Source organism: Neptunomonas japonica JAMM 1380 (assembly GCF_016592555.1).
In the GTDB taxonomy this organism is placed as follows: domain Bacteria; phylum Pseudomonadota; class Gammaproteobacteria; order Pseudomonadales; family Balneatricaceae; genus Neptunomonas; species Neptunomonas japonica_A.
Genome location: NZ_AP014546.1, coordinates 2,232,595 through 2,249,799, shown reverse-complemented (window position 1 = coordinate 2,249,799; position 17,205 = coordinate 2,232,595). Strand labels below are relative to the sequence as shown.

General features: G+C 43.7%; 19 protein-coding genes. 8 read left to right on the top strand and 11 right to left on the bottom strand.

The features are described from left to right. Positions 1 to 34: 34 nt before the first annotated feature. The 5 genes from NEJAP_RS10535 to NEJAP_RS10515 form a co-directional block, all read right to left on the bottom strand. The gene (locus tag NEJAP_RS10535) at positions 35 to 838 is read right to left on the bottom strand and encodes a 2OG-Fe(II) oxygenase family protein (RefSeq protein ID WP_201347212.1); all 804 of its coding nucleotides are present in this window, start codon (positions 836 to 838) and stop codon (positions 35 to 37) included. Positions 839 to 1,124: 286 nt separating this feature from the next. Continuing rightward, positions 1,125 to 2,489 carry an adenylosuccinate lyase gene (gene purB / locus NEJAP_RS10530; protein WP_201347211.1) on the bottom strand — a complete coding sequence of 455 codons (1,365 nt, stop codon included), beginning with the start codon at positions 2,487 to 2,489 and terminating at the stop codon, positions 1,125 to 1,127. Positions 2,490 to 2,579: 90 nt separating this feature from the next. Further along, positions 2,580 to 3,245, bottom strand: a complete 666-nt coding sequence (hflD, locus tag NEJAP_RS10525) for a high frequency lysogenization protein HflD (protein WP_201347210.1) — start codon at positions 3,243 to 3,245, stop codon at positions 2,580 to 2,582. Between the two features lie 6 nt (positions 3,246 to 3,251). Continuing rightward, positions 3,252 to 4,358, bottom strand: coding sequence for a tRNA 2-thiouridine(34) synthase MnmA (mnmA, locus tag NEJAP_RS10520; RefSeq protein WP_201347209.1), 1,107 nt, complete (start codon positions 4,356 to 4,358; stop codon positions 3,252 to 3,254). A 33-nt stretch (positions 4,359 to 4,391) separates the two neighbouring features. Beyond that, positions 4,392 to 4,835, bottom strand: coding sequence for an NUDIX hydrolase (locus NEJAP_RS10515; RefSeq protein ID WP_201347208.1), 444 nt, complete (start codon positions 4,833 to 4,835; stop codon positions 4,392 to 4,394). A gap of 106 nt (positions 4,836 to 4,941) precedes the next feature. Here NEJAP_RS10515 and moaE point away from each other — a divergent pair, with 106 nt between their 5' ends. The 5 genes from moaE to NEJAP_RS10490 all read left to right on the top strand — a co-directional run bounded on the left by moaE (position 4,942) and on the right by NEJAP_RS10490 (position 9,182). Beyond that, positions 4,942 to 5,406: a molybdopterin synthase catalytic subunit MoaE gene (gene moaE / locus NEJAP_RS10510; protein WP_201347207.1), complete on the top strand. Its 465-nt coding sequence runs from the start codon at positions 4,942 to 4,944 to the stop codon at positions 5,404 to 5,406. 495 nt (positions 5,407 to 5,901) lie between these two features. Continuing rightward, positions 5,902 to 6,897 carry a GTP 3',8-cyclase MoaA gene (moaA, locus tag NEJAP_RS10505; protein WP_201347206.1) on the top strand — a complete coding sequence of 332 codons (996 nt, stop codon included), beginning with the start codon at positions 5,902 to 5,904 and terminating at the stop codon, positions 6,895 to 6,897. Positions 6,898 to 7,083: 186 nt separating this feature from the next. Continuing rightward, entirely contained in the window at positions 7,084 to 7,764 is a 681-nt protein-coding gene (locus NEJAP_RS10500; protein WP_201347205.1) for a DUF1826 domain-containing protein, read from the top strand. A gap of 145 nt (positions 7,765 to 7,909) precedes the next feature. After that, positions 7,910 to 8,227, top strand: coding sequence for a DUF4144 family protein (locus NEJAP_RS10495; protein ID WP_201347204.1), 318 nt, complete (start codon positions 7,910 to 7,912; stop codon positions 8,225 to 8,227). Between the two features lie 67 nt (positions 8,228 to 8,294). Further along, complete coding sequence (locus NEJAP_RS10490) at positions 8,295 to 9,182, top strand: DMT family transporter (RefSeq protein WP_201347203.1); 888 nt, start codon at positions 8,295 to 8,297, stop codon at positions 9,180 to 9,182. Between the two features lie 92 nt (positions 9,183 to 9,274). Here the strand turns inward: NEJAP_RS10490 and hppD are convergent, their stop codons facing one another. From hppD to NEJAP_RS10470, 4 genes are all read right to left on the bottom strand, one after another. Then, on the bottom strand, positions 9,275 to 10,315 hold the full coding sequence (gene hppD / locus NEJAP_RS10485; protein WP_201347202.1) for a 4-hydroxyphenylpyruvate dioxygenase: 1,041 nt from the start codon (positions 10,313 to 10,315) through the stop codon (positions 9,275 to 9,277). Positions 10,316 to 10,603: 288 nt separating this feature from the next. Continuing rightward, the gene (locus NEJAP_RS10480) at positions 10,604 to 11,173 is read right to left on the bottom strand and encodes a substrate-binding domain-containing protein (protein ID WP_201347201.1); all 570 of its coding nucleotides are present in this window, start codon (positions 11,171 to 11,173) and stop codon (positions 10,604 to 10,606) included. Between the two features lie 200 nt (positions 11,174 to 11,373). Then, the gene (locus NEJAP_RS10475) at positions 11,374 to 11,496 is read right to left on the bottom strand and encodes a LysR family transcriptional regulator (RefSeq protein ID WP_201347200.1); all 123 of its coding nucleotides are present in this window, start codon (positions 11,494 to 11,496) and stop codon (positions 11,374 to 11,376) included. Between the two features lie 168 nt (positions 11,497 to 11,664). Further along, positions 11,665 to 12,306: an rRNA large subunit pseudouridine synthase E gene (locus NEJAP_RS10470; RefSeq protein WP_201347199.1), complete on the bottom strand. Its 642-nt coding sequence runs from the start codon at positions 12,304 to 12,306 to the stop codon at positions 11,665 to 11,667. 122 nt (positions 12,307 to 12,428) lie between these two features. Between NEJAP_RS10470 and icd the strand changes: the two genes are divergently transcribed. Beyond that, on the top strand, positions 12,429 to 13,685 hold the full coding sequence (gene icd, locus NEJAP_RS10465; protein ID WP_201347198.1) for an NADP-dependent isocitrate dehydrogenase: 1,257 nt from the start codon (positions 12,429 to 12,431) through the stop codon (positions 13,683 to 13,685). Positions 13,686 to 13,752: 67 nt separating this feature from the next. Here the strand turns inward: icd and NEJAP_RS10460 are convergent, their stop codons facing one another. Beyond that, entirely contained in the window at positions 13,753 to 14,001 is a 249-nt protein-coding gene (locus tag NEJAP_RS10460; RefSeq protein ID WP_201347197.1) for a cold shock domain-containing protein, read from the bottom strand. A gap of 223 nt (positions 14,002 to 14,224) precedes the next feature. Between NEJAP_RS10460 and clpS the strand changes: the two genes are divergently transcribed. Both clpS and clpA read left to right on the top strand, forming a co-directional pair. Next, positions 14,225 to 14,593, top strand: coding sequence for an ATP-dependent Clp protease adapter ClpS (gene clpS, locus NEJAP_RS10455; RefSeq protein ID WP_201347196.1), 369 nt, complete (start codon positions 14,225 to 14,227; stop codon positions 14,591 to 14,593). A 13-nt stretch (positions 14,594 to 14,606) separates the two neighbouring features. After that, a complete protein-coding gene (clpA, locus tag NEJAP_RS10450) occupies positions 14,607 to 16,862 on the top strand; it encodes an ATP-dependent Clp protease ATP-binding subunit ClpA (protein WP_201347195.1) in 2,256 nt (751 codons plus the stop codon). Positions 16,863 to 16,923: 61 nt separating this feature from the next. Here the strand turns inward: clpA and infA are convergent, their stop codons facing one another. Then, complete coding sequence (infA, locus tag NEJAP_RS10445; protein ID WP_028468938.1) at positions 16,924 to 17,142, bottom strand: translation initiation factor IF-1; 219 nt, start codon at positions 17,140 to 17,142, stop codon at positions 16,924 to 16,926. Positions 17,143 to 17,205: the final 63 nt, after the last annotated feature.

Sequence of the window (17,205 nt, the reverse complement as noted above, 5' to 3'; positions counted from 1 at the left end):
CATTAAATAGCTACTTTAATGGTTAAGCATAAAATCAGTGATTGAGTTCAGCTGGCTTTGCTGATCTGCCATAAAAGGTTTCTTGGGCAAACTTTGATAATGCGATGCCAGGTTGTGAGTTGTAAGCCAACACTACAAGCATACGTGTTGTGTCTCCTTTCACTGGTGTCACGCGATGTAAAGAATCTCTGCCGCGAAATAACACAAGAGCACCAGGCTCCATCGTTAGTGTGGTTCCTTGAGTCTTTGCGTCTAATATTGATTTTACCAGCGGGTAATTCATATCCCCTTGGCTTGAATTTCTAGCATCCTTAACATACTCAAAAGCTCCTCCTCCTTCAGGTTTTTGCACCAGCAAAGTGATGGCAAATGACGAGTTATCAAAATGCCAGCCAAGTTCTTCATTAGCGCGAGCATAATGTAAGTTAATAGAGGAGAGCGGGTCTGCATATTCGTATAAAGACTCTTCGCCTAGCACGTAACAAAGAAACTGGCGAAAGTCTTCTGCATCATAAACGCAGCGCAGTGGCGAGTTTTGTCCTATTTGGTCGTCAGTAATACAGCCTTTGCTTGAAATCACTTGTTGGTTCTGTGGGTGTTGTGCAGGGAAGCTATCATCTGGTGGTGTTAGGTAGGCACTATGTGACTGTTGGCAGAAATAAGCTAGGTGCTGGCTTGCTTCACCTTCTTGTATGATTTGTTGGATGGCGCTTGGGTTTAGGAAGTTATCCAGTACTAATACACCTTGCTGATCAAGTGTGCTTTTACAGTATTCTCTAAAACTGTTCTCGTTGAGGTTGTATTGCTTAGTATTAACTATCTCTTTTAGACTGCTCATGGAGGGTATTCCTTGCCAATATCTGCTCAAATCAGTGTAAATCCCTGTAAGCATAATGCCTGCATTTTGTAATAAGCGCACTATGCTTGCACCAATGGATTAGAGCCGATTTTCCTTTGTTAGGTATTATCTTCAAACTGATGCTTAAGAGCTTTATTAATTTAGCTAAAGCACCAAATGAGTTATGCGGGTAAAGGGATAAGATGTCGTAAATAAAAAACGGGGCGCATGCATTAACATGGCCCCGTTTTGTACATATGTCACATGTATGTAAGCAAAAAAATTATTAAATCTTTTTAGCTTGCTCTACAGCGTTACCGATATAGTTATGTGGTGTTAGCTGCTTGAGTGAGTCCTTAACGTCTTCTGGCAGCTCGAGTGTATCGATAAATGCCTGAATAGTGTCTTTGTTCATTGCTTGGCCGCGTGTAAGCGCTTTAAGCTTTTCGTACGGCTCTTCGATAGCGTAGCGACGCATGACTGTTTGAATTGGCTCAGCAAGAACTTCCCAAGCATTTTCAAGATCAAGGTCTAAACGCACTGCGTTTAGCTCCAGCTTGCTGATGCCTTTAAGTGTAGATTGATAAGCAATCATGCTGTAACCAAAACCAACACCCATATTACGCAATACAGTTGAATCAGTTAGGTCACGCTGCCAGCGAGAGATTGGCAGTTTAGCGGCCAAGTGTTGCATGATAGCGTTAGCAATACCCAAGTTGCCTTCTGAGTTTTCAAAGTCGATAGGGTTAACTTTATGCGGCATAGTTGATGAGCCCACTTCGCCAGCGATAGTGCGCTGCTTGAAGTAACCCTGTGATACATAGCCCCAAATATCACGATCGAAATCGATCAGGATAGTATTGAAGCGACACACCGCATCAAATAGCTCAGCAATATAGTCATGCGGCTCGATTTGAGTCGTGTACGGGTTCCACGTCAAGCCAAGTGTGTTGATCATGGTTTGAGCATGTTCTTCCCAATCGATATCTGGGTAGGCTGATATGTGAGCATTGTAGTTACCTACAGCCCCGTTAATCTTGCCTAAAAACTCAATTTGGCCGAGTTGCTTGATTTGACGCTGTAAGCGGTGAGCAACGTTAGCCATCTCTTTACCAACAGTCGTTGGTGAAGCTGTTTGGCCGTGAGTACGAGACAGCATAGGCTGGCTTGCAAAGTCACGTCCCATTTTAGCGATTGCATCAGCAGTTTGCTGCATCATCGGTAAAACAGTGCTCAAACCATCTTTCAGCATTAACGCATGTGAAAGGTTGTTGATGTCTTCTGAGGTGCAAGCAAAATGTACGAATTCGTTGATAGCAGCCAGTTCAGCGTTATCTTTGAATTTTTCTTTGATCAAGTACTCAACCGCTTTAACATCGTGGTTGGTCGTACGCTCGATCTCTTTAACACGCTCAGCGTCAACTTCATTAAAGTCGTCAACAATGCTGTTGAGTAAGGTATTTGCTGTCTCACTCAGTGTAGGGACTTCAGGAATCTGAGGATGAGCAGCCAGTTGTTGTAACCAACGGATCTCAACCAGAACACGGTTACGAATAAGTCCAAATTCACTGAAGATAGGGCGCAGGTCAGCAGTTTTGCTGCCATAGCGTCCATCTACCGGAGATACGGCAGTGAGGGCAGAAAGCTCCATGTATCGTCTCGCTGTAGCTAAAGGGTTAAAAATGAGGCGCGATTATAGCGGATAAAAGACAAAAAATCTGTAATTAGCCGGTTAGAACGCCTACTTCATGATTTTACGCAGGGAAGGGCGCAAGCGAGAGCGGAAAAATAGCAAGTGCCAGCGTTTCCCGCCAACTTGGCGCCACAGCATAGCGGCGCGAATACCTGCCAATAATAAGGCACGGATACGCGCTGCGTTTTCAGCATTTTGTAAGTGGCGCGGATCACCGGCCACTTGAATGCGAAAGCTAAATGAGCTGATGGTGTCTTGGTACAAGCTTGCAACATTGGCAACCACATTCGAATGGGTAAAAGACGATGGGTTATCTAAAGGGTTTTCTTCTTCAGGATTAAAATAGCGTGCTTTTTCTTTAATGCTCTCTATTCGTGAGCCCATGGTATTAAGCATATCTTTGTTTTTAGATAGCTTCTGTTCCAGCATAATCATACTAAGAACATAATTAGTAATGTTGTTATCTTTAGTGCTCTTTTTCTTTTCGACCACATCATTAAGTGCTTTTAAGCCCATGCTGAGGTTGAAAGGCAAGTCATGAATACCACCAAAAATATCTTCAGAAATTTTTGGGTCGGTTACAAACAAGCTATAAATACTGGTTTCAAGGCTATTTTGCGGAACCATGCCGCGGTTAGCAATTTGATCAACGAGAGATGCTGCTTGAAACATGGCAGCTAATGCGACGGTTTGTTCATCATTCGCTCTGGACATCTTAAATTACGCCTCTTTTTTACCCGTTGAGTCGATGGGGCCACCACCTAAACAAATATCATTATCATAGAATACGACAGATTGCCCCGGCGTTACGGCGCGTTGTGCATCATCGAAATGTACGATATATGTCCCGTCGCCGTGTTTTTCAAGCGTACAGGCCTGATCAGCTTGGCGATAACGTACCTTTGCTTTGCAACGATAAGGCGTTTTTGGTGGTGTACCATTGATCCAGAAAATATCACTACTGGTGAGCCAGTCGGTAAATAGCAGGTCGTTTTGTATGCCTTGAACAGCGATTAAAACATTACGCTCTAGGTCCTTACCCGCTACAAACCACGGCTCTTCTGGGTAGTTTTTCAAACCACCAATATGTAACCCTTGGCGTTGGCCGATGGTGTAATACATTAAGCCGGTATGCTCACCAATAACATCACCCGTATCGGTTTCGATTTTACCGGGTTGGGCAGGCAAGTACTGTTGTAAGAAGTCTTTAAAGCGACGTTCGCCGATAAAGCAGATACCGGTGCTGTCTTTTTTGTTATGTGTAATGAGGTCATGTTCTTCAGCTATTTTGCGTACTTCTGGTTTTTCTAGTTCGCCCACAGGGAAGAGCGTCTTTTGAATCTCTTGTGAGCCTACTTGGTGCAAGAAATAGCTTTGGTCTTTGTTGTTATCAAGCCCTTTGAGTAGGCTAGTGTGGCCGTCACGTTCACCACGGCGCACGTAATGGCCGGTAGCAATATAATCAGCACCTAACTCAATCGCATATTCTAAAAAGGCTTTAAACTTGATCTCCCGGTTACACAAAATATCTGGGTTTGGTGTGCGTCCTGCTTTGTATTCAGCAAGAAAGTATTCAAATACATTATCCCAGTATTCTGCAGCGAAGTTGGCTTTGTGCAGCACGATATTGAGTTTATCGCACACGGCTTGTGCATCGGCAAGATCATCCATCGCCGTGCAATACTCAGAGCCATCATCCTCTTCCCAGTTTTTCATGAAAAGCCCTTCTACCTGATAGCCTTGTTGGATCAGTAGAACAGCAGAAACAGAAGAGTCTACGCCGCCGGACATGCCGACAATTACTTTTTGTGGGGTTGTATTACTCATTACTCACTCAACACATAAAACAAAAACATCAGACTACAGCTGACGAACAAAATTTAAAGGAAAACGTCGATTATCCAGATAATCATCGATGCAAGCCAGTACCATCTCACTGCGTAGCGATTCTTTTTGTGCCAATAGCTCATCACGACTAAACCAGTGAGTGCTAATGATATCACTGTCTAGCACGTAGTCGGCATCATGTGAGACGATTTCAGCGATATAACAGAGCCGATGATATGTCACATCATTGGTTTTACCCTTGATGGTATACAAGCCTAATAAACCAGTAAGATGCACATGGCGTCCGGTTTCTTCGAGGGTTTCGCGAATAGCGGCGGCTTCAAAGGTTTCACCCTGTTCGACATGGCCTGCTGGTTGGTTAAAAACACGTGATCCGTCTGAGAACTCTTCAACCATTAAGAAGCGGCCGTCTTTCTCAATAATCGTGGCAACGGTAGCGTGAGGTGTCCAACTCATTTTACTCTCCCAAATCGGTGTAACTGTCAGCATAACTATCGGTATAACTAAGGCGCACACCATAGCATTAATGTTATGATTTTTCTCACGATAACGAGGTGTTGTGATGTCAGACCAAGCAGCTAAAAATTTAATCAAAGTACAAGCAGAAGATTTTTCGATAGGCGAGCTCTACGATAGGCTTAAATCAAATGATGCCAGTAGTGGTGCCGTGGTGACATTTACCGGCATAGTACGCGAACATGTTGAAACCCAGATGCAAGAGATGTTTCTTGAGCATTACCCAGGTATGACAGAACGTGCACTAGAACAAATAGTAGAGCAAGCTCGCCAGCGTTGGCAGCTGGGAAATGTTGTTGTTATCCATCGAATAGGGCGGCTGTCCCTGAATGATAATATTGTATTTGTTGGCGTTGCCAGCGGCCATCGCGTTAATGCTTTTGCCGCCGCGCAGTTCATCATGGATTATTTAAAGAAAGATGCGCCATTTTGGAAGAAAGAGATAAACGCACAATCCGAAGCTTGGGTAGAGCAAAAGTCTTCAGACCTGGATGCGGCAAACCAGTGGTAATGCAATCGGCAATGACACTGGTATAAGAAACATTCAATCGTTAGTTTTTAGTTATAAGCTGTCTCAAAAATCTTTCTCCATACTCATAAGTATGGAGGAAGAAAAGGGCAGATAGGTGAGCCTCGATTGTCCTTAATTTGATTTTAGGAACCTAGTTAGCTAGTTAAATGCGCATAGCTATCAACGAAACGTTTGTACTTGTGTTGCCTCCAAGTGTAAGTCGAGCATTTGGCAGGGTTATCATCATTTTGGCATTTTTAAGTAGCTCAGTTAGCTATTGAAGAAGTTGTCGCTTAAGGGCAGCCATTACCAGAAAACTGCATCTATGATACTAATCGGTTTATTGCAGCGTATGGGGTGTCGTGTTGTTTTTAGACTAACAAGCCTTATGGTCAAGCAAACTGCTTGATAGAGATACAAGAACAATATAGCCAGATTGAGGCGGGTGATCGTGTGTTGATCCAGCCTTTTAGTGACCTAGTGTAGAGGTGAAGCATGGCAAGTGAACAATTGGTAGACTCATTTGGACGACAAATCACCTATCTTCGGATGTCGGTAACAGATCGTTGTGATTTTCGTTGTGTCTACTGCATGAGTGAAAACATGACCTTCTTGCCACGTGAACAGGTGTTGTCACTGGAAGAGATACACACGATTGCGAAAGCGTTTACCGAACTGGGCATTAGTAAAATCCGCTTTACCGGTGGTGAGCCATTGGTGCGCAGAGATGTTATTAAACTGTTTAAAGGCGTTGGCGCACTCCCGGGTTTGAAAGACTTTTGTTTAACCACGAATGGATCGCAACTGCCCCGTTATGCGCAACAGCTCAAAGATGCAGGGCTAACACGCATTAATATCAGTTTGGATAGCTTGCAAGAGGCACGCTTTAAAGCATTAACACGTATCGGTGATTTACATCAGGTGATCGCGGGTATAGACGCGGCTTGTGGCGTTGGTTTTAAAGGCGTTAAGCTGAATGCGGTGGTGCTGCAAGGCCGCAATGATGATGAAGTCGTTGATCTCGTTAAGTTTGCGAGAGATAAGCAGATAGATCTTAGCTTTATCGAAGAGATGCCATTAGGTGTGATTGCAGAGCACGACAGAGCAGAAACCTATTTTAGCAGTGAACAAGTAAAAGAACTTATCACAGAGGAATTCCCTCTGATGCCGACGACCGAGAACAGTGGTGGCCCCGCCAAATACTGGCGCATGGGTGATAGCGATAGCCGTATTGGTTTTATATCCCCGCACAGCAATAACTTTTGTGGCGACTGTAACCGTGTACGCGTAACGGCTGAAGGATTGTTGCTCTTATGCTTGGGTAATGAGCACTCACTCGACTTAAAAGCAATTCTACGCCGCTACCCGGGAGATACCGAACGCTTAAAAGAGGCGATTCGTAATGCTATTGCGCATAAACCTGAAGAACACCGTTTTACCTCAGATGGTGATGTGCAAATAGTCCGTTTTATGAATATGACGGGGGGGTAATTGTCTGGTTGCTGCCTTGTGCATATAGCATGAGGCATCAAGAATTGTCTTCGACCTCAAGAGCATTAACAGCATTTGGCTTCTAGCATAGTCGAATCCATCACTTTTCTTTTCATTACTGACCCTATTAGTTGTTATGTTATAGTGTAACGATTATGTTTTTTATTTTATGAAATAGGTGATTGTGTGGCTGCTGCGGAGCTAGTAGGAAGTAATGTTTATGTGAAAAGTCACCAGAGTGAGGATAACCATATAACAGGGGATTCCCCTGAAGTGCTGACAACTATTTATGAAGAACCGATAAATCTGGTGATTTTGCAACGGTCGTTGCCTGACGAAGTCACCAGCTACTGTCAAAAACTAGTAGATAATAATCCAAACTTTAATCTACGTTCAGTCCTCAATAATCAGACGCCAACACAGTCGCTTACATCACTATTACCAAATTTGGTGGGACAATCCGCATTTATAGAAGATCTGGCTTTGTTATTGGACATGTATAGCTGCTTGTTTGACCTTGGTGAAGTTGGCCTCAGGTTACAAGTGTTAGATCGTGCTATGTGCCCTCGCTTTCATACCGATAAATTGGGTTGTCGTCTGGTCAGCACCTATTATGGGCAGGGTACGGAATGGCTCGGAAATTGCGGTGTGGATCGTAGTAAACTCGGTGCAGGTAACATGGGGCTAAGCGATGATGAGTCGGGTTTATACCCTCATGCTGCTAGTATTCAGCAAGCGAGCAAGGGTGATGTTGTACTGTTAAAGGGCGATGGCTGGCATGGCAATGATGGGTTGGGTGCGGTGCATCGATCTCCAGCCTTAACCTCAGGTGAGAAGCGCGTTGTTGTTACGATGGATTTTGCCTGAGTAGCGACAGACCTGTGTATATTTATCCGAATACAGTTATTAATGGGGCTCTGAAATCTAGCGAAACGATCGTGTCATTTCTGTTCAAGTTTAAAGTGCATTTATGAGCAGGTGATATATATGCTATTTATCATAAGGAAGCATTTTGGTTTTATGGCCAGCGATCATTAAATACGAAGGTGGAAGTGAACTCACATACATTTCTAGTGCATCAGAATGGGAGTGTGATGTCGATCTTCACTTCTTCTCGTATGAAGAAGGTGATTTACTGATAGATTCTGTAGGGGAGATATATGCCCTAGATGAAAGAGTAGAGAATAGTATCAAGCCTATGGTTACTGGTCGGCGTTTTGATAAAGACGAAATCTTCGAAATGATCAAAGAGCGCTTTTCATTTATTGGTGCGTGTTGGGTTTCTAAATTCGCTGCTTCGCAGCTCATTACAAAAGCATTTAAACTTTAAAAGCATCAAAAAAGTGATAGGTTGTCGTTTAAATTCCCCCTGTAATAATGCTTAGCGACTCAAAAACATGACTCACAACTACATACCTACTGTTAAAGACTGGCTTTCTCTGCTGCTACTCATTCTGCTGTGGGGTACGTCATTTATGTTTACCGCTGTCTCACTGCATAGCTTTAGCCCTGTGGGTATCGTCGCTCTTAGGGTGTTGATTGCAGCGATTATCCTAACTATTTTTATGTGTGCCAAGGGTTTTCGTTTACCTGGCGATCCGTTGGCTTGGACTGTGTTTTTGCTGCTGGGTATTATGGGTAACCTGTTGCCATTTCTTCTGATTTCCACCGGTCAGAAGGATGTTAGTTCGGGCATTGCGGGATTGTTGATGGCATTTATGCCGTTGGCGACAATGATTTTGGCACATTATTTTGTGTTAGGGGAAAGCCTCAATCGCTTTAAAATACTCGGTTTTGTGTTGGGTATTACTGGTGTGGCGATTGTGCTTTGGCCGTCGTTAGTAGGGGCTCACAGCAACTTACTGAGTGGTCTATTGATTTTGCTCGCCACTTTTAGTTATGCGATAAATGCCATTTTGGTGAGGCGATTACCCTCCTATAACCCTGTTGTAACGGCGGCTGGTGTGATGATTGTTTCCAGCATCGCTATAGTGCCATTGTGGTTGTGGCAAGATCTACCGTGGCAACAAAGCTACTCTTTAAAGGCTACGTTATCCGTGTTGTGGTTAGGTATCGGACCGACTGCGTTTGCTACCATTACTTTGTTTGCAGTTATCGCTACGGCAGGTCCTACGTTTCTTTCGAACATTAATTACGTGATTCCTGTAGTGGCGTACTTTACTGGCGCGCTTATTTTGGGCGAAGTAATTGAGTGGCACAGCTTAGCGGCGTTGTTATTAATAATTTTAGGGATAGCGCTAACGCGCAAGCGAGTTGCTGCTTGAGTTAGGTCGGGCTATTCAGCTTAAGGTCTCTTAATTCAAAGGGTTTGATAAGTAAGAGACCCTAAAGCTGTTCACGATCCTTGGTCGGCTTTTTAGATCACACCGCGACGTTCTTGATCACGCTCAATTGAGTCGAATAATGCTTGGAAGTTACCTTCGCCAAAGCCATTATTGTTTTTGCGTTGGATTAGCTCAATAAAGATCGGACCGAACAGGTTCTTGGTAAAAATTTGAAGCAGGTAGCCTGACTCATCGCCATCCAAAAGCACTTGGTGGTGCTTAACGCGGGCAGGGTCTTCAGATACACCGGGTACTCGGTTGAAGACTTCTTCGTAATAATCGTCGCTGATATCTAGCGTGTCGATTACATCACGGTCCAGCTTGTCTAATGAGGTTAGCAGGTCGTTAGAGCGAAAAGCGATATGCTGTACACCTGGGCCGTTATACATGTCCAAGTATTCATCAATCTGGTTGTTGTTATCGTCTTTACCTTCATTAATAGGAATGCAGAAGCTGCCATCGGGCGACTGCAACGCATAAGAGATCAATGCGGTTTTCTCTCCTTTGATATCGAAGTAGCGTACTTCGGTAAAACCAAACACGTTCTTATAAAAGTCTGCCCATTTATGCATGGTGCCTTTATAAACGTTGTTGGTCAGGTGGTCGATATTCATAAATCCTTTATCTTCAACTATGACGGGCTGATCTAGATGGTTAAAGTCAGTTTCATAGATAGTGCCTTTTGCACCGAACTTATCAATAAAATAGATCAGGCTGTTGCCAATGCCATAAATTGCAGGGTACGGCAGGTCTTTATTGCCGTCATCAGCGGCTTTAGCGCCACGTTGAATCGCTGTTTTGAAAGCATAGTCAGCATCTTCCACGCGCCAACCCATAGAGCAGATGGCAGGGCCATGACTCTTAGCGAACTCGGCTGAGAATCCGGCTTTTTCATTGTTGAGTAAAAAGTGGATATCGTTCTGGTTGTAGTAGGTGATGTCTTTGCTGCTGTGCTGCTTTAACTTGGAAAAACCAAATGCGATAAAGACATCGTGCATGAAGCTAGAGTTGGTGCTGGCAAACTCGGTAAACTCAATGCCTTGTAGTCTTAGAGGATTGCTTTGATCGGTCATTTGTTTATTCCTTTTTTATTCTGGTGTTAGTGAGTAATGAGGCTTATGGCTCGATGCTTCATAAGCTTTGAAGTCATCTGAGATGGCTCGGCCTACAAACTTGATTAAAATCATTTTCGTTTGAATGATGATAAAAAAAGAATAATATTTTGCTAAAGATGATCAGTTAATTTGATGTTGTTGGGTGCTGTTGCATTGCTGTAATAGCGAAAGGCGTCTTTTTTTGCTTGGCAGGGGGCTCGTTGCCACTAAGCCAGTTTTTAGATGTGCTTGTAGGGCATGGTGTTTCTAATGGGAGAAGGCTTCAAATTCTGAAATGACTTCGTTCAAGATCAGTTCGCCGGCCTTGCCTAGTGGTAGCTCTGCTGAATAGACTAGTTTAGGGGTGAATGCATGGCGGGAGTTTGTGTAATCCACTTCTACTAGTTCGCCACAGGCGAGTTCTGTTTCAATCAGTGATAATGGCATCCAGCCATAACCTAAGCCCATCAGTAGGCAGGTTTTTTTGCTATCAAAGCCGTGTAAGTAAAACACTTTGTCGCCGCCAAATTGAAGGGAGTCCCGCTTGCTAGTAGGAAGTTCGCTGGTGTCATGAATAGTCAGCTCGACATAGTTTAGTAGCTGGTTAAGATCGACTTCCTTTTGTTGGGCGAGGCAGTGATCTTTTGATGTGACTAATATCATAGGCACTTCTGGTAACGGGATGGCATTTAGTTTGGGGCTGGGAGTGTAATCCACAACGAGCATCATATTGGCTTCATCCTGATCAAAACGCATCTGAACGCCACCTAATGCTTCTACCTTAATCTGGATTTTGGTTGGGATCTCTTTCTCAGCCAGCGCTTTCATGGCCCGCATGACAGGCTCCAACGGTAGAGCGCCATCGATGACAAGCTCAAATGTGGGTTCCCAGCCCTTTGAGTAGTGATCAGCTAGATTTTCGATGCGTATAGCTTGCTGTAGAAGTTGCCGTCCCTCTTGCCATAATACTCGTCCTTGGGGTGTTAGCTCCGCTCGATAGCTGCTTCGGTCGAAGATAGGAACATCAAACTGCTGTTCTAGTTTTTTATTTGGTAGCTAACTGCTGATTGAGCTTTATGCAGTTTAGCGGCCGCTTTGGCAAAGCTGCCTTCTTGGATAACGACATCAAGAACACGTAGAGCTTCGATATCAAGACGCATAAAACGTTACCTCATGGCTGAATATTTGATCATATTAGACGGTGATTTTTCGCACTACCCTATCAGTTAAATCGATGGAGGTGATAATAGGTAGATATACTTTTTAAACTATTTGCTATTAGTAGCATTACTTCACGAAAAATCTATATGTACTAATACTCTGCCGTATTAGCGATTGCGGGGTTTTCGTGCGTTGGTTTTCGAGGAGCGGTTTTGTGTTGAGTGTGCTTTTCTTGAAGGTGTTTTCTGGCTTTTAGGCATAGGCGCTATGTTAACCGTTTCTTCTCTAAACTCTCCGGGTTGTAGATTTTCTAAGCACCAGTTACCAATAGCGTAGCGGATTAGGCGTAATGTAGGAAAGCCAACGGCCGCTGTCATACGTCTAACTTGGCGATTTTTACCTTCGGTTATTTTTAATTCTATCCAGCTAGTCGGTATCTCTTTGCGGTCGCGGATGGGTGGGGTTCTGTTCCATACAGTGGGTTCTGGTATTAGCTTGGCTTTTGCTGGTCGTGTTTTACCGTCTTTAAGTTCTACACCGTTACGTAGCTGCTCTAAGGCGCTATCAGTAATATCGCCTTCTACTTGTGCCCAATACGTCTTTTCCATTTTGAATTTAGGGTGTGCAAGCGTGTGTTGTAGGGTCCCGTCATTTGTCAGAATAAGTAATCCTTCTGAGTCGTAATCAAGCCTTCCTGCTGCGTAAAACCCCGGCTTTTTGATGAAGTCAGCTAATGTTTTTCGGCCGTCTTGATCAGTGAACTGAGTGAGTACTTGAAAGGGCTTGTTGATAATCAAGATATTAGACATAGGTCCTGTTTCTGTAGTATGAGTAAAGTAGGGCGGCGTAATTGTTTGGATGTTTTTGTTAATTATGCCTGCTGACACATATTTCTACGAATCTATTTAATAGCTATTAATGGAGTAGAGCGATGACATACAGCAATATTCAAATACCGGCTCAAGGTGAGAAGATTACCGTTAATGCAGACTATTCACTGAATGTGCCTCTTAATCCTATCATTCCCTTTATTACTGGTGACGGAATAGGTGTAGATGTCACGCCGCCGATGATGCATGTGGTGAACGCCGCTATCGAAAAAGCGTATGGCGGAAAACGTGAAATCTCATGGATGGAGGTGTATGCAGGTGAAAAAGCAACGCAGTTATATGACCAAGACACATGGATGCCTGAAGAGACGTTGGAAGCATTTAAAGAATTTGTTGTGGGTATTAAAGGGCCTTTGACTACGCCAGTAGGCGGTGGTATTCGCTCCTTAAATGTAGCGTTGCGACAAGAGTTAGATCTTTACGTCTGCCAGCGGCCTGTGATGTGGTTTAAAGGGGTGCCTAGTCCTGTTGTTCAGCCTGGCGATGTAGATATGGTTATTTTTAGGGAGAACTCTGAAGATATCTATGCAGGAATCGAGTGGAAAGCAGGGTCTGTAGAAGCTAAAAAAGTTATTAAGTTTCTAACCGAGGAAATGGGCGTCACACAAATTCGCTTTGAAGATAACTGTGGTATAGGGGTTAAACCTGTATCAAAAGAGGGTACGCAGCGTTTAGTGCGTAAAGCATTACAGTATTGTATTGATAATAATCGCGAGTCGTTAACACTGGTACACAAAGGTAATATCATGAAATTTACCGAAGGTGCTTTTAAAGAGTGGGGTTATGAGCTGGCGGTTCAAGAGTTTGGTGCTGAGTTATTAAATGGTGGTCCGTGGATGGTTTTTAAACATCCAGAAACAGGTAAGGATATCGTAGTAAAAGATGTTATTGCCGATGCCATGTTGCAGCAAATACTGCTGCGCCCGGCAGAGTATGATGTTATTGCTACATTAAACCTTAATGGGGATTACTTGTCTGATGCATTAGCAGCGGAAGTAGGTGGAATTGGTATTGCACCAGGGGCAAATTTATCAGATAGCATTGCTATTTTTGAAGCGACGCATGGAACAGCACCAAAATATGCAGGGCAAGATAAGGTAAACCCAGGATCTTTAATTTTGTCAGCAGAGATGATGCTGCGGCATATGGGCTGGACTGAAGCGGCAGATTTAATTCTTAAAGGGGTTAATGCTGCTATTGGTGAGAAAACTGTTACTTATGATTTTGAGCGCTTAATGGATGGTGCAACGTTACTGACATCTTCTGAGTTTGGTGAGGCTATCATTCAAGGCATGTAAAGAATACAGTGTCACTGACGATGATGATAAAAACCAGCTAGATTTAGCTGGTTTTTGTAGTGTCAATTTATACTTGTGCCTCGGCCTCTACTTCTACCGGCTGTTGCTGTGGCAATGGAGTTATATTGACGGCATGAAGGCCTTTGGGGCCAGGAGTTGTTTCGAAACTGACGGGTTGTCCGGCTTTAAGGCTTTTGTACCCTTCGACTTGTATAGCTGAATAGTGGGCAAATAGATCTTCATCTGGATTTTCATCAGCGATGATAAATCCGAAGCCTTTGGCATTATTGAACCACTTTACTTTCCCTGTCTGCATTTCAAACTCCAATTTTGACTAATTTACAGGACTACTAGCAGAGAGTATGCCTGAACTGCAAAGCTCACACCTGCTACAATGATTTTATTGAGAGGCGCGACTCATGAATGCAGGGACTTCTGGTAGTAGATTTACCACTCCTGTGTAAATTAAGTATAACATTGTGACTCGATGACGCTAATTGTTCTTAAGTTTATCCATCATTTTTTATTAGAGATTGTTCATGAAGGCCGAAAGATATAGAAATGTGATTCGTGGTGCATCAGAGGGAGAGCAAGGGGATGAGCCTTTTTCAGATGACGGAAGTTTGGCAACAGAAGAAGCAAAGCCTAAGCTAAAAAAGCCACCTATGTATCGTGTGCTATTGTTAAATGACGATTACACCCCCATGGAGTTTGTTGTTGAGGTGTTAATGATTTTTTTCAGCATGACGCAAGAGCAAGCGACACAGGTCATGTTGGCTGTTCATAATGAAGGTAAAGGTGTTTGTGGTGCTTTTTCTCGTGATGTTGCTGAAACTAAAGCGGCTCAAGTGAATCAATACTCTAAAGATAATAAGCATCCTTTGTTATCTGAAGTAGAGGCTGTTTAGCGGAGACATAGCTATGTTAAATCGTGAACTTGAAGATACATTAAGTGCTGCTTTCAAAGGTGCACGTGAAAGCCGCCATGAATTTATGACGGTTGAGCATCTGCTGTTAGCTCTACTCGATAACAGAGATGCACATAGAGTGCTGGCGGCCTGTGGTGCTGATGTCGATACAATTCGAACAGCGTTGAGTTTGTTTATTGAAGAAACAACACCGCTATTACCCGAAAACATCCCTGCGATGGAAACTCAGCCTACGTTGGGCTTTCAGCGTGTTTTACAGCGTGCTGTATTTCATGTGCAGTCTTCGGGCAAAAACGAAGTGACGGGGGCAAATGTCGTTGTTGCCATCTTTAGTGAACAAGAGAGTCACGCGGTGTTCGTTTTGCAGCAGCAAGGCGTCGAGCGTATTGATGTTGTTAACTATCTTTCACATGGTATTTCTCGTGTAAGTCAGGATGAGCATGATGGTGAGGGCTTGCTAGAGTCTGATGAAGCAACAAAGAACAGTGAGCCTAGCGCGCTGAGCAAGTATGCCGTTAATCTTAATCAGGAAGCTGGAGAAGGGCGAATAGATCCATTGATTGGGCGTAGTGCGGAGGTTGAGCGTGTTATTCAGATTCTTTCTAGGCGTCGCAAGAATAATCCATTATTAGTGGGCGAGGCAGGCGTTGGTAAAACGGCTGTTGCAGAAGGCTTGGCTAAGTTAATTGTTGAAGAGCAGATTCCCGATGTAATGACCGGTAGCGTCGTTTATTCGCTTGATCTGGGCGCATTGCTGGCGGGTACTAAATATCGAGGTGATTTTGAAAAACGCCTTAAAGCATTGTTAAATGAAGTCAAAGTTAAAGACAATGCGATTCTCTTTATAGATGAAATTCATACGATCATTGGAGCGGGGGCAGCGTCGGGCGGCTCAATGGATGCTTCTAATCTATTAAAACCCTTACTAAGCTCGGGTGACTTACGCTGTATTGGTTCTACAACTTTCCAAGAATTTAGAAGTATTTTTGAGAAAGACCGTGCCTTAGCTAGACGTTTTCAAAAAGTTGATGTGCTTGAGCCTAGTGTGCAGGAGACATATGAGATCTTGTGTGGGCTGCGTAAAAAGTTTGAACAGCACCACGATATAGAATATACAGACGAGGCACTACGCGCCGCTGCAGAGCTCGCTGATCGATATATTAATGACAAGCACATGCCTGATAAGGCTATTGATGTTATCGATGAAGCGGGTGCCTATCAGCGATTGTTGAGTGAAGAAGACCGTACGCCGATTATTGATGTGCATGAAGTTGAATCCGTCGTTGCTAAAATAGCGCGTATACCGCCAAAAACGGTTTCAATATCGGATAAAGAGCAGCTTAAAAAGCTCGATAATAATTTGAAAATGGTTGTGTTGGGTCAAGAAGAAGCGATCTCTTCGTTATCCTCGGCTATTCGTTTGTCGCGTGCTGGTTTGAATGATCCGCATAAGCCCGTGGGAAATTTCTTGTTCTCAGGCCCTACAGGTGTTGGTAAAACAGAGGTGACAACCCAGCTTGCACGTATTTTGGGGATTGAGTTGATTCGCTTTGATATGTCTGAGTATATGGAGCGTCATACCGTATCTCGCTTAATTGGCGCACCTCCTGGGTACGTTGGTTATGACCAAGGTGGTCTATTAACAGAAGCCGTAACCAAGTCACCACACTGTGTTTTGTTGTTGGATGAAATTGAAAAAGCTCACCCCGAAGTATTCAACATTCTTCTGCAGGTGATGGATAACGGTACATTGACGGATAACAATGGTCGTAAAGCTGATTTTCGTAATGTGATATTGGTTATGACAACCAATGCTGGTGCCGATGCAATGAGTCGTCCTTCAATTGGTTTCTCTCATCAAGATCACTCTACAGATGGTATGGAAGCGATTAAACGCTTGTTCTCGCCTGAGTTCCGTAATCGCCTTGATGCTGTTATACAGTTTAAAGCGTTGTCGCCAGATATCATTATGGGCGTAGTTGATAAGTTCCTAACAGAACTGCAGGCTCAGTTAGACGATAAAAAAGTGGTCTTGCATGTTAATGATGATGCGCGTACTTGGTTAGGTGAGCACGGTTACGATGAAAAAATGGGTGCTCGCCCAATGAAGCGCTTGATTCAAGAGAAGCTTAAAAAGCCATTGGCTGAGATGATTCTATTTGGTGATCTTGCAGAAGAGGGTGGAGAAGTGCAGGTGTCAGTAGATGATCAGAATGAAATAGTGCTAAATGTAACAGTGGCAGCCTAGGGCTGCCACTGTGGAACTTTCGGATCTGGTTTAACAATAAAGTTAAGCCAGATCGATTGTACTAACGGGCACGATATACGATGCGGCCTTTGGTCAAATCGTATGGTGTTAGTTCAACTTTTACTTTGTCACCCGTTAAAATACGGATGTAGTTTTTACGCATTTTGCCTGAGATATGAGCGGTAACTACGTGACCATTCTCAAGCTCTACGCGAAACATGGTGTTTGGTAGCGTGTCAACCACGGTACCTTCCATTTCAATGCTATCTTCTTTAGCCATTCGTTACCTACCTGTGAAAGGGCTGATTTCGAACAATGTCCTATTATCAGAGCGCAGTATTCT